Source organism: Rhodococcus sp. P3_B8, assembly GCF_056402775.1.
In genome coordinates this window covers 67,503-80,308 of sequence record NZ_JBFUGT010000017.1, presented here as the reverse complement: position 1 = coordinate 80,308, position 12,806 = coordinate 67,503, and the positions used below count along the sequence as shown (strand labels likewise).

8 protein-coding genes are annotated in these 12,806 nt (G+C 68.8%); 3 read left to right on the top strand and 5 right to left on the bottom strand.

Translation table 11 applies throughout. From position 1 onward, the window contains the following. The first annotated feature begins 101 nt into the window (after positions 1–101). Both AC1D1G_RS09875 and AC1D1G_RS09870 read left to right on the top strand, forming a co-directional pair. On the top strand, positions 102–1,238 hold the full coding sequence (locus tag AC1D1G_RS09875) for an integrase core domain-containing protein (RefSeq protein WP_317571965.1): 1,137 nt from the start codon (positions 102–104) through the stop codon (positions 1,236–1,238). Positions 1,239–1,377: 139 nt separating this feature from the next. Then, entirely contained in the window at positions 1,378–2,391 is a 1,014-nt protein-coding gene (locus AC1D1G_RS09870; protein ID WP_283332743.1) for a type IV toxin-antitoxin system AbiEi family antitoxin domain-containing protein, read from the top strand. An 84-nt stretch (positions 2,392–2,475) separates the two neighbouring features. Here the strand turns inward: AC1D1G_RS09870 and AC1D1G_RS09865 are convergent, their stop codons facing one another. Genes AC1D1G_RS09865 through AC1D1G_RS09855 form a run of 3 tightly spaced genes read right to left on the bottom strand, consistent with a single transcriptional unit; the run spans position 2,476 to position 5,375 of the window. Further along, positions 2,476–3,186 carry a type 1 glutamine amidotransferase gene (locus AC1D1G_RS09865; protein ID WP_009477273.1) on the bottom strand — a complete coding sequence of 237 codons (711 nt, stop codon included), beginning with the start codon at positions 3,184–3,186 and terminating at the stop codon, positions 2,476–2,478. Continuing rightward, positions 3,179–4,432 carry a Mur ligase family protein gene (locus AC1D1G_RS09860; RefSeq protein ID WP_005253380.1) on the bottom strand — a complete coding sequence of 418 codons (1,254 nt, stop codon included), beginning with the start codon at positions 4,430–4,432 and terminating at the stop codon, positions 3,179–3,181. The genes AC1D1G_RS09865 and AC1D1G_RS09860 overlap by 8 nt, the downstream gene beginning before the upstream one ends. A gap of 25 nt (positions 4,433–4,457) precedes the next feature. Next, complete coding sequence (locus AC1D1G_RS09855) at positions 4,458–5,375, bottom strand: EamA family transporter (protein WP_477951873.1); 918 nt, start codon at positions 5,373–5,375, stop codon at positions 4,458–4,460. Positions 5,376–5,447: 72 nt separating this feature from the next. Between AC1D1G_RS09855 and AC1D1G_RS09850 the strand changes: the two genes are divergently transcribed. Beyond that, complete coding sequence (locus tag AC1D1G_RS09850; protein WP_005253382.1) at positions 5,448–6,341, top strand: LysR family transcriptional regulator; 894 nt, start codon at positions 5,448–5,450, stop codon at positions 6,339–6,341. Between the two features lie 57 nt (positions 6,342–6,398). On the opposite strand, the gene AC1D1G_RS09845 is transcribed toward AC1D1G_RS09850, so the two are convergent. Continuing rightward, entirely contained in the window at positions 6,399–6,776 is a 378-nt protein-coding gene (locus AC1D1G_RS09845; protein WP_005253383.1) for an SHOCT domain-containing protein, read from the bottom strand. A 172-nt stretch (positions 6,777–6,948) separates the two neighbouring features. After that, positions 6,949–12,435 (bottom strand): ATP-binding protein, encoded by a 5,487-nt coding sequence (locus AC1D1G_RS09840; RefSeq protein WP_283332746.1) that lies wholly within the window; start codon positions 12,433–12,435, stop codon positions 6,949–6,951. Between the last annotated feature and the right edge of the window lie 371 nt (positions 12,436–12,806).

Here is a 12,806-nt window from a genome sequence, read left to right as displayed (position 1 = left end):
GTCTGAGTTCAGGACATGCAGGACAGTTGATGTCTCAGGACATCGAGGACACTGACGACCCGTGCCCGTGACAATCGGGCATGGGTGGAAAAGGGTTTTCGATGAATCCGGACATCGTGGCCGCGGTCTCGGCGGTCGCAGGCGGGGCACGGGTGAACGTGTCCCGCCTGTGCCGAGAGCAGGGCATCTCCCGCAATACCTTCTACGTCCTGGTGGGCAGGTTCCGCACCGAGGGCGCCGCAGCGTTCACCACCCGCTCGACCCGACCACACCACAGCCCCACCAGTACCGGACCCGAGGTGCGTGAGGCCATCGTCCGTGCCCGCAAGGAACTCGACGACGAGGGCTTCGACAACGGCCCGATCTCGATCGTGTGGCGCCTCGAAGCCCAAGGCCTCGACCCGACCCCGTCGCGCTCGACGGTGTACCGGGTACTGAAAGAGTGTGGCCAGATCGTTCCTCAGCCACGCAAGAAACCCCGTTCACGCCGCAGTTTCGAGTACTCCACCCCCAACGGGTGCTGGCAGATCGACGGCCTCGAGCACTATCTCGCCGACGGCACCGTGGTGTGCATCCTGCAGATTCTCGACGACCACTCGCGTCTGGACGTGTGCTCGTATGCCGCCCGGGCCGAAACCTCCGCCGACGCGTGGGCGGCACTGCAACGGGCGATGGACGGGCACGGGGTACCGGTGCACCTACTCTCCGACAACGGGCTCGCCTTCTCCGGGAAACGCCGGGGCGGGATGTCCGAGGTCGAACGCCACCTCGCCGCCCTCGGGACCGTGACGATCGCGTCCTCGGTCCGGCACCCGCAGACCTGCGGCAAGAACGAACGCGCCCATCAGACCCTGCGGAAATGGCTGGCCAAGCAGCCACCGGCGGCGACCCTGATCGAGCTGCAGTCCCAACTCGACACCTACCGGCAGCTCTACAACAACAGGCGCCACCAGGGCATCGACGGCATGACCCCGAACCAACGCTGGGACGCAACACATCCCGCCCACCCCAAACCCGGGCCGGCGGCACGATCGGGATGCACCACCCGCCCCGTCTCGAGCACCGGCGTGATCCAGTTCGACGGACTCTCGATCATCCTCGGCCGCCGACACAAGAACACCACCGCGACCCTCTACTGGCAGGGCGATCGTGTCGTCGTGATGATCGACGACACGACCGTCCGCACTCTTACACTCGACAGGACCACGCGTTACCAGAAACTGTCCTCAAAGTCCTGAGACATATCTGTCCTCCAAGTCCTGAGACATGACAGTGCGCCCGGGGGCGCATTCTCACTCACATGGGTTATCCACAGGCTGTGGAAAAAATGGTGGGAAGGGGCGGTTCCTGTCGGGGCGGGCCGACACCGTTCCGGGCATGGAACACGACTCATGGCAGACCATTCTCGACGCCCAGGACGGCGTCGTCACCACGGCACAGCTCCGGGCGCACGGCGTCAGTGCCACCGCACTCCGACATCGTGTGGTGTCCGGCCAGTGGCTGCGGGTGCTGCCGCGCGTCATCGCGGTCACCAACGGTCCGCTCACCCGTCCCATGGCCCTCTCCGCCGCACTCCTGTACGGCGGCCGGGCGATCCTGAGTCACCGGACCGCGGCCGAGGAATGGGGACTGCTCCGCGTCGACGACCCGTCGGCGCCGGTCCACATCACCGTCCCCTACAACTGCTCGGCGGTGAATCAGGGGCCGACGGTCCGCTCACCCGGCGGTCCGCGCCCCACCTCGGTCGGCAACGCACTCGTTCATGGTGGCGTCGTGGTCCATCGGTCCCGCGCATTCGAGCACATCTCGGTCCCGTTCCGCCTGCCACGGACGTCGTTGGCCGACACGGTGATCGACCTCGCGGTGTCCGAGGCCACCCCGCGGGAGGCGGCCCTCCGGTTCATCGAGGCCGCCACGAGTGGCAAGGTCCACGTCGAGGTGCTCCGGCGGAAACTCGAGGTCCGGCGTCCACACCGGTACGCGACCGACATCGCCGACGCCGTGACGCTGCTCGGCGACGGCGTTCAATCGGCCCTCGAACATCGTTACGCACTCGACGTCGAACGGGCGCACGGGCTGCCGAGCGGGAAACGTCAGATGCCGCACGTCGTGGACGGCCGGATTCTGTACGAGGACGTCGATTACAGCCCCATGGGTGTGCCGCTGATCGTCCGGCTCGACGGGCAGCAGTATCACAGCGCGCAACAGTCCCGCTTCCGTGACCGTCGGCGCGACAACGCGGCGGAGCTGGCCGACCGTCCACGGTTGGTCTACGGGTGGGAGGAGACGACCCGCGACCCCTGCGGTGTATTCGAGGAAGTGCGCCGGGTGTTGGTCCGCGAAGGATGGGCCGATAGGTCGCGCCGCTGTCCGGCCTGCCCACGTGAGTGAGAAAGAGTGCCCGGCCACTCTTTCTCACTCACCTGCGGAGGTGAGTGAGAAAGAGTACGGGACGACGCTTTGCCACTCACGTGCTCAGACGCGCAGGCGCTCCCGGCGCAACTGCGCGACCTCCGGCAGGTCGAGCGGGGCGAGTTCGTCGACGCCCAGCGCCCGCTTCAGGAGCAGGTCGGCGAGTTCGGGGTTGCGGGCGAGCGCGGGTCCGTGCATGTACGTGCCGATCACGGAACCCTGGACGACGCCTTCGAGTCCGTCCCCGACGCCGTTGCCGACGCCGTGCGTGACCCGGGCGAGACCGCGGGCGTCGGCGCCGAGTGTGGTTCCGCCGCGGTGGTTTTCGAACCCCGTGAGCGGCTGCGTCAACCCGTCCATCCGTGGTGTCGTGATCACTTCACCGATGGAACGGGTCGCCTGCGGGGACGTGGTGACGTCGAGCATCGAGACACCCTCGACGCGTTCGCCGCTCGACGTCTCGTACCAGTTGCCGAGCACCTGGATCGCGGCGCAGATCGCCAGGACGGGGGCGCCGCGTTCGGCGGCCTTCTGCAGTCCGGGGTACTTGGCGAGGTGCCGGGTGGCGAGGCGCTGCGCCGAGTCCTCGGCCCCACCGAGCGTGTACACGTCGAGGGACTCCGGGACCGGGTCGTTCAGCGTGATCTCGACGATCTCCGCGTCGTATCCGCGCATGCGCAGTCGCTGCCGGAGGATCAGGGCGTTGCCGCCGTCGCCGTAGGTGCCCATCACGTCGGGCAGCACCAGGCCGATGCGTACGGTCGAGTCAGGCATTGCGCGCCTCCTTCGCGATGGCGGTGTTCAGGTCGCGGAAGGCGGTGTAGTTGGCGAGCACCTCGACGCGTCCGGGCGGGCAGGACGCGATGGCCCGCAACGGGTTCGGGTCGAGCGTGTGCTCGACGCCGGCGTACGTGAGACGGACGGCCAGGTCGGTGCCGCGTTCGCCGGCCGCCACCACCTTGACGCCCTCGAAGTGCTCGAACCGCACGTCCCACAACCAGGACAGGTCCTCGCCGTCGGGAACCTGCCCGTTGACGGCGATCACGAGTCCGTCGACGGTGGGGTCGATCATCGACAGCGCTTCCTGCCAGCCGGCGGGATTCTTGGCGAGCAGCATGTGCACGGAGTGCGACCCGACCTCGACGGTGCTGTAGCGGCCCGCGACCTCCTGGACGGTGGCTGCCGCGGCGACGGCGTCCTCCGCCTTCGCGCCCATCGCGACCGCCGCGGCGACGGCCTGCGCGGCGTTGCCGCGGTTGGCGCGCCCGGGCAGGGCGAGTGTCATCGGGATCTTCAGACCGTCGGGCCCGTACAGGTTTTCGTCGTCCAGCCACCAGTCGGGGGTCGGGCGCGCGAAGTCCGAACCCGTGCTGCGCCAGTGCGAGCCCTCCCAGACGATGGGTTCACCGGTGCGCGGACAGCTGGCGGCGTCGCTGGCCCATCCGCCGCCCGCGGCGACCCAGACGACGTTCTTCGCGTCGTAGGCCACCGAGGTGACGAGGACGTCGTCGCAGTTGGCGATCACAACGGCCTCCGGGTGCGCGGCGACGCAGGCGCGGAGTTTGCGTTCGATCATGTTGATCTCGCCGACCCGGTCGAGTTGGTCGCGGCTGAGGTTGAGCAGCACCAGGGCCTCGGGGTTGACCGCGTCGGAGACGTGCGGGACGTGGAGTTCGTCGACCTCGAGGGCGGCGAGGGGCGCGTGGACGCGGGTGCTGAGCGCCGCGACGATGCCGGCGTCCATGTTGGCGCCATCCGCCTGCGTCGCGACCTCACCGAGGGTGGAGAGCGCCGCCGCGGTCATCCGGGTGGTGGTGGACTTGCCGTTGGTGCCGGTGATCACCGCGGTGCGCCGGCCTGCGCCGAGCTGCTCCATCAGTGTCGGGTCGATCTTCAGGGCGATCAGTCCGCCGATCATCGAGCCCTTGCCCCGGCCCGCCTTCTGCGACGCCCACGAGGCCGCCGCCGCTGCGCGCAGGGCGAGCTTGCCGCGCGTCGTGATCCCAGTTCCAGTACTCACTCCGCGAGTTTTGCACAGGGTCCGGTCAGACGCCGACTCGCGCGGGGGCAGGTGAGTGCGAAAGTGTGCTCGGACGCACCCTGCCACTCACCTGGGTGGCGGCGGCACCGGCGATGACGACGGCCCCGCCGATCAGCGACAGGACGCTCGGCTCCTCGTGCAGCACCAGCCAGGACGCCCCGATCCCGACGATCGGAACCAGCAGGGAGAACGGTGCGACCATCCCGGCGGGGTAGCGGCTGAGCAGTGCCGTCCACAGACCCGAGCCCGCGACCGTGCCGAGAATCACGATGTAGGCGAGGCCCGCGAGCGCGAGCGGGCCGGTGCCCTCCAGCGACGACGTCAGGGAGTTCCAGCCCGCGGACGGTCCCTCCACGCCGAGCGACAGCACCAGCATCGGCAGCGGCGGAATGACGCACATCCACAGCATCAGGCGCATCGGCTGGTCCGACGCGGCCTTGCGGTTGCCGATGTTGCCCACCGCCCACGACAGTCCCGCGAGCAGCGTCAGGGCCACCGGCAGCAGCGCGGCGTGCTGGGCGCGGTCCCAGCCGATGAGGGTCATTCCGGCTATCGCCACCAGTAGTCCGCACACCTGTGCCGGCCGCAGTCGCTCCCGCAGCAGGACCGCGCCGAGGACCACGGTGAACGGTGCGGACGACTGCAGGACCAGCGATGCCAGCCCGGTGGGCATGCCGACGTGCATGGCCCAGAACAGGAAGGCGAACTGGCCGACGCCGAACCCGAGGCCGTACACCAGCAGCCACTTCAGCGGGACCTGTGGCCGGGGAACGAACAGGATCACCGGGATCGCGATGACGAAGAATCGCAGCGCGGCGAAGAAGAACGGTGGGAAGTGATCGAGGCCCGCGCGAATGGCGAGGAAGTTGAGCCCCCACAGGACGACGACGGTGAGTCCGAGCAGCCGGTCGCGGGAGGTCATGCATTCCATCGTGAGGGCCGGAAATGATCAGGACAAGCGCATTAAAGTGCACTATCAATGTAGTTTTGCTACATGGATGCGACCCGGTTGCGCGTGCTGCGCGAACTGGCGGACCGTGGGACGGTGGCGGCGACCGCGCAGGCGTTGTCGATGACGCCGTCGGCGGTGTCGCAGCAGCTCAAGATCCTGTCGCGGGAGGCCGGGGTGACCCTGCTCGAACCCGCCGGCCGCCGGTTGCGGCTCACGGATGCCGGTCAGGCGCTCGTCGTCCGCGCCGACGACGTCGTGGCCGCCCTGGACCGTGCGGCGGCGGAGATGAGCGCCTACCGCGGTTCGCCGCGCGGGCGGGTGCGGGTGGCGCTGTTCCCGTCCGGCGCCGCGCTGCTGCTGCCCGGACTGCTGGACGCGCTCGAAGGCAGTGGGGTGGACGTGCAGGCGCGCGACGAGGACCTGCCCGCCGCCGCGGTGCCCACCCTGCTCGCCGATTACGACGTGGTGCTGACGCATCGCGACGAGCGGGCCCCGGACTCGTCCTCGCCGCGGGTGACGGCCGAACCGTTGATGCGCGAACCCATCGACCTCATCCTGCCGCCCGGCCATCCGCTCGCCGGACAGGATGCGGTCCGCCCGGACCAGTTGGCGGACGAGAGGTGGATCAGTGTGCGCGGCGGGTTCCCCGTCGACGACGTGCTGATGTCGGTGGCCGCCGCGACCGGTGTGCAGCCGCATGTGGTGATGCGCATCAACGACTTCCGGGTCATCGAGGAACTCGTCGCCGGCGGTCACGGCGTGGCCCTGCTGGCCCGCCATGCGGTGACGAGCCGCACGGTGGTGCAGCTGCCGCTCGCCGGGGTGCGGGCGGCCCGGATCTACGAACTGGCCCGGCGGCCGGCAGCCGACGACGTTCCCGCGGTGGCCACGGTGCTGCAGGCGTTCCGGGACGTCGCGGCACGGGTGCGGGACTGACCCCCGACAGCACGAAGGCCCGCACCGGGGCGGGCCTTCGACGGTGACGGTGCGGGGTCAGGCCAGCGCCTTGGCCTTCAGCGTCTCGTACTCCTGCTGTGTGATGGTGCCTGCATCGAGCAGGGCCTTCGCGTCCGCGATCTGCTCGGCCGAGGACTTGCCCGCCACGGAACGGATGTAGCTGTCCTGGGCCTGCTTCACCTCCTGCGCGGCCGCCATCGACCGCTGGGCCATGCCGTCGCTCTTGACGATGAGATACACCAGCGCGGTCAGCAGCGGGATGAAGAACAGGAAGATGATCCAGATGGCCTTCGCCCAGCCCGACGTCTTATGGTCGCGGAACAGGTCGGTGATGATGGAGAACAACAGGATCAGGTAGGCCACGAAGCCGAAGGTGACGATGATCACCCAGAGAAAGTCCCAGAAAGAGTCCATTGCAGCGCTCCATTCACAGTCGAATTCACTCTGCGCTGACTATCGCACCGGGCCGGGGCACCCGCGTCATCCGAAACAGGTGAAATGCGGCCGGTGCGGACTCCCCGCCCGCGGTGGCGGAAACGCCGAACGGCCGCGACACCGGTAGGTGCCGCGGCCGTTTGGGTGGGGACTACTTGCCTGCTTCGACCGCCCGGCGCATGCCGCGCTCGACCGCACCGATGATGTACGGACGCAGTTCGACGGCCGGGATGACGGCGTCGACGGAGCCGACCCGCTGAGCCCGCTGGATGTTGTGCACGGCCTCGAACTCGGCCGCGACCTCACCGAGCTTCTCGTTGCGCACCGCAGCCTGCTGGGCCGCCAACTCCACCCTCAGGTGAGCCTGCTGGGCGTCGTTCTGGGCGCCCGCCAGGTTGGCCTCGAGCTCCCGGATCGACGGGTCGGCGGCCACCCGAGAGTTGACCTCGCGGGTGAACACCACGGCCGCGGCGGGGGCACCACCGAGGACCGACGCGAACGAACCCTCGACCGCCAGCACCTCCATGTTGTCGTTCAGTGCTCCGGAGAACACCACGAACGCGCCACCGTGGTAGCGGGAGACGACGCAGAACACGATCGGGCCGTCGAAGTTGACGATGGCGCGGCCGATCTCGGCGCCGTACTCGAGCTGGATGTGCCGCAGCGAGTCCGGGGAACCGTCGAAGCCGGACAGGTTGGCCAGCACCACGAGCGGACGGCTGCCGCTGGCGGCGTTGATCGCCCGGGCCGTCTTCTTCGACGACTGCGGGAACAGCGTTCCCGCGGTCCACTGGTCGGGACCGTTGGCCGGCGACCATCCCTTACGGGCGATGGCCCGCGACTCGATGCCGATGACGCTCACCGGGTAACCGCCGAGGTGCGCGTCGAACACGACGGACGTGTCGGCGTCCGCCATGTCGGCCCACCGCTCCAGCACCGCGTGGTCCTGGTCGACGAGCGAACGCATCACCGTGCGAATGTCGAACGGCTTCTTGCGTTCCGGGTTCGTCTCCGCGGAGAAGATGTCGCCGACCGTGGTGAAGTCGCTGGACGGGTGGATGTGCGGGAAGGACCGCACGTCGCGCCCGATCGGGTCGCTGGTCTGCGCCCGACGCGGGAAGCGTTCTCCGGCAACGACGTACGCGTGGTCGTAGTGCGCGAACAGGATCTCGCACGCGGCGGGCAGGTTCGGCGCCCAGTACTGCGCCTCACCGTTCGGGCCCATCACGCGGTCGTAACCACCGATGCCGAAGTTGTCCTCGGCCGAGACGCCACCCGAGTAGTCGAGCGAGTTCTTACCGGTGAGCACCATGGCACTGTCCGGCGTCATGACGAGGATGCCCTTGGTGTGCATCAGCATCGTGGCTTCGGCGTTCCAGTACGGCTGCGCACCGACGTTGATGCCGGCCACGATCACGTTGACCTCGCCACCGTTCTGCGTGAACGTGATGAGGCGACGCAGGCCGCGGGACACCCAGTCCATGTTCTCGGTGCCGCTGTCCATGGAGATCGTCGCGCCGGACGACAGCGCGAACCACTCGACCGGGACACCCAGCTTCTCGGCCAGGTCCACACCGGCGACGAGGCGGGCGCACTCGGCTTCCGCGACGGTGCCGAGGGCCTTCGTCGGGTCACCGAAGAGCGCGACGCGGGTCATTCCCTCGGGATGCCGGTCGGTGCGGGCGGTGACCAGACCGACGACGAGGCCGGCCTTGTTCTGACCGTACGGACGCTCGACGGGAACCAGCTGGCCCGTCTCGTCCAGGTCGTGCTCGACGAAGCTGCCGTCGCGGCCGGTGAGCAGCGGGATCAGCTCGTACGGGTAGACGGTGCCGCGGGCACGTGAGCTGCGGACCTTCTGCGTGTACGCGTCGAGCGGCTGCAGCGGCTCGGTCGGCGGTTCGGTGACCTTGACGACCACGCCGGCACCGGTGCGGTAGGAGAAGCGCAGAGCCTTCTCCCGCGACTCCGTGCCGGGCTCGCCCTGGAGCCGGGCGATCACGGTGATCTCCTCGAGTCCGGCGCCCGCGGTGAGCGGTGCCGCGACCCGGGCGAACGCCTCGAGGTCCTCGACCGGGACGTCGATCTTCGGCCACACGTACAGCACGACGCGGTTGGCGTCGAGCTTGCGCTTGCTGCCGCGCGTGGCCTGCGCCCGGCGGATGCCGTCGAGGCACGACTGCAGGACGCGTTCCGCGGCGGGAACGCCGATGACCTGGCCGTCCTCGTTGCGGACCGGCGTGATGTCGCGGATCTCGGCGAGCGCGATGAGGCGTTCGTCGGTGGGGTTGTCGCGCGAGACCAGGTTGAACAGGAACGTGTCGGCGACCGCGGGGAGGCGGGTGCCGTCGAAGTTCTTCAGGCGCCACAGGTCGAGTCGCTGGCCGGTGAGCGGGTGCATGTCCCGGATCAGCTTCTCTTCCGCGAGGACACCTGCGTCCGGGCGGTACGTGAACTTGCGGACGTCCACGTCGGTTCCGCCGAAGACGGACACCGTGACCCGGCGGCAGGTCGCGGCCAGCGGCAGCGCCGTCAGCGCCTTCCGCAGGTCCTCGGACATCGTGTTCGGGTCGGCGGGCGGTGCGGTCCACGACAGGTAGAGGTCGAGGACGAGGTTCTCGGGGTTCTCCGAGGCGACGGCACCGATCTCGTCGAGCGCACCGGGCAGTTCGGCGTACTCGGCGACGGCCGACACCAGGTTGAGGCGCTCGCCGAGCAGATCGAAGTTGCCGGTGACGAAACGCCGTCCGTTGCGGTCGAAGGACGTGACGTTCTCGAGCGTGCGGATGTCGTAGTAGCGACGGGTGACGACCTCGAGCAGCGGCCCGACGGTGGTGCTCTTGCGTGCGATCCGCTGCCCGAGGAGCTCGGTCAGCGACTGCGGGGTGGCGACCAATGCCTCGAGGCGTTCCTGGTAGTCGACGGCGTCGGGACGCTCGGCGAGGTACTCGAGGCTGCCGCGGACACCGTCGTAGACCTGCTCGCGGGCCTTGCGGATCTGCGGCTCGTCGAAGAACCGGAACCGCACGTTGCGGGCGACGTTGCCGATCACCGGGTAGCGGACCTGGGTGGCGATGATCAGCCGGTCCAGGACCTCACCGAGTCCGCTGGGTGCGCGGCCGGGAGCGTTCTTTTCGTTCAGCCACCGATCGAGCAGGGCGGCGATGACGGGAACCTGGTTGTCCATGCGCTGCTGCGCGAGGAACAGGCGGTAGACCGCCTCCTCCAGCTCTGCGGTGCGCTCGAGGTCGGTGACGTCGTAGTGACGCAGCGCCCGCGACAGCCGGGTCGTGAACGACTCGGGCAGGCCTTCGAGCTCGACGTCGAGAGTGTGGAGGTAGGTGTGGAAGTGCTCGCGCGGGCTGTGGACGCGCTCGTCACCGTCCTCCTCGGCTGCGGTCGGACGGTTACGTCCGATCTCGCAGATGTCCGCGAACGTGTTCAGCAGGGCGAGTTCCGCCTGCACGAGATCCGGGTCGCCGGCGATCTCGGCGCGCAGCTTCTCGTAATCGGCGAGGAGAACACCGGCCCGCTTCGCGCTGACGTCGTAACCGGTGAGCAGTGCGGCGAGTGCGTCGATCTGCTCGAGGGCATCGGCCCGGGTGTTCCCGTGCGAAGCGGGAGAACCGAGATCGAATTCGACGCGAGGCGACTTCGGAGCGGTGGACTCCTCGGAGCTCTCCTCGACGCGCAGCAGTGCCGTTCCGGCGTCGACCTGGGAGTTGACCATGGCGAGAACTTCCCGCACCCGGCCTGCGACGGGGGCGCGGACCGCGGTCTCCATCTTCATGCTCTCGAGGACGACCAGCGTGGCGCCGACCTCGACCTCGTCGCCGACGGACACGGGCACCGCGACCACGACTGCGGGAGCCGGTGCGCGGACGACGCCGGCCTCGTCCTGGCTGATCTGGTGGCTGATGCCGTCGACCTCGACGAGGTACTGGGCGCGGCCTGCGACCGAGACGACGTGGTGGCGGCGGTCGCCGATCACCAGACGGCTCTCGAACTCGCTGAGGCGGTCGACCTCGACCTCGGTCTCGGGGGCGTCCCCGTCGACGCGGTAGGTGTGGGCGCCGACCTGCGTGACAGTGAGTCCGTAGGCCTGGCCCTGGTAGCTGAGCTCCACCTTGCGGCCGATGGCGTGGCCGGCGCGGGGGCGTCCACCGCGAGCGGACGACAGGAACGCCTCACGCTCGAGCTTCTCCTCGGCGTCGTAGACGTCGATGGCGGCGGCGATCAGGGCGACGTCCGCGGTCCGGGACGGGACGTTGGAGTTGCCTGCGTCGGTGCGGTCCAGCCAGCCGGTGTCCGCGGACGCCGAGATGACCTCTTCGCGGTCCAGCAGGTCCAGCAGGAACGACTTGGTGGTGGTGCCGCCCTGCAGCACGACCGTGGTCTCGCGGAGCGCGGTGCGCAGACGCGCGAGCGCCTCGGAGCGGTCGCGACCCCAGGCGATGACCTTGGCGACCATCGAGTCGTAGTCGGGCGGGATGACGTCGCCCTGGGCGATGCCGGTGTCGACGCGGAGACCGCTGCCGAGCGGGAACTTGAGCAGCTGCACGGCGCCGGGCGCGGGAGCGAAGCCGTTGGCGGCGTCCTCCGCGTTGAGGCGGGCCTCGACGGCGTGACCGAACTCGGGCGGGCAGTCGCCGACCAGCGGCTCACCGCTCGCGACGAGGATCTGCAGCTTCACCAGGTCGATGCCGGTGGTGGCCTCGGTGATGGGGTGCTCGACCTGCAGGCGGGTGTTGACCTCGAGGAAAGTGAACGTCTTCTGCTCGGGCTGGTACAGGTACTCGACCGTGCCGGCGCCGCGGTAGCCGGCGGCGCGCACGAGCTCTGCGGAGACGGTGCGCAGGTGGTTCGACTGCTCGGCGGTGAGGAGCGGGGAGCTGGACTCCTCGATGACCTTCTGGTTCTTGCGCTGGATGGAGCAGTCGCGCACACCGGGAGCCCAGACGTTGCCGAAGTTGTCGGCAATTACCTGTACCTCGACGTGGCGTGCGTCGGTAACCAGTCGTTCGATGAACACGACGGGGTCGCCGAAGGACCGCTGGGCCTCACCCTGGGTGCGTTCGAGCGCGAGTTCGAGTTCGTCCTCGGACCACACCTTGCGGATACCGCGGCCACCACCACCGGAGCGGGCCTTGATGATGAGCGGGTAGCCGATGGCCTGGGCGTGACGGCGGGCGTCGGCGCGGGTGGCGACGGGGCCGCCGCTCCACGGCGCGACCGGGACCTCCACCTTCTCCGCGAGGAGCTTGGCCTCCACCTTGTCGCCCAGCAGGCGCATCGCTTCGGCGGGCGGGCCGATGAACGTGATGCCGAGCTGCTCGCAAACCTCGACGAACGCGGGATCCTCGGCGACGAAGCCCCAGCCGACCCACACGGCGTCGGCCTTGCTCTCGCGCAGCGCGCGGGCCAGCTCGGCGTGATCGAGGTAGGCGGTGCCGGTCTTGACTGTGCGCAAGCACACACCCTCGTCGGCCTGCCGAACGAACATCGCGCGGCGTTCCGCCTCGGTGTGCAGTGCGATCGTGCGGATGCCGTAGTTGTGCTCGGCGTTCAGTTCGCGCACCGCACGAATCAGGCGGACCGCCGCCTCGCCGCGGTTGACTATCGCTATTCGCTTGAACATCTGTTATCGCTCCGTTTCCGTAAAACTCATTGATCCGCAGAGTGTTTCGATGGCCAAGGCCATGTCCGCCGAGGACTGGGTGCCGCCTTCGCGGACACGTGCACCCCTGCACAACCCACTTGACTAACTCCAGGGGCGCCCCGAACGCGATCGTCGGACCTGCGCCATTGCGGGTCCGCTGCTCGGGGAATGCGAGCATAACGTCGAAAATATGTACCCGCGCGTAACTTCTGCGAGGCCCCGATCGGCTTGTCAAGCGTTCAAGGACTTGCGTGTCGACCCTACGAGAGAGTAATAACGCCGGAATTCCGTCGAACTGGGCGTCCTCCGTCGAGGTATCTGCAACGCTTTGTCACAGAGTCGTTTTCGTC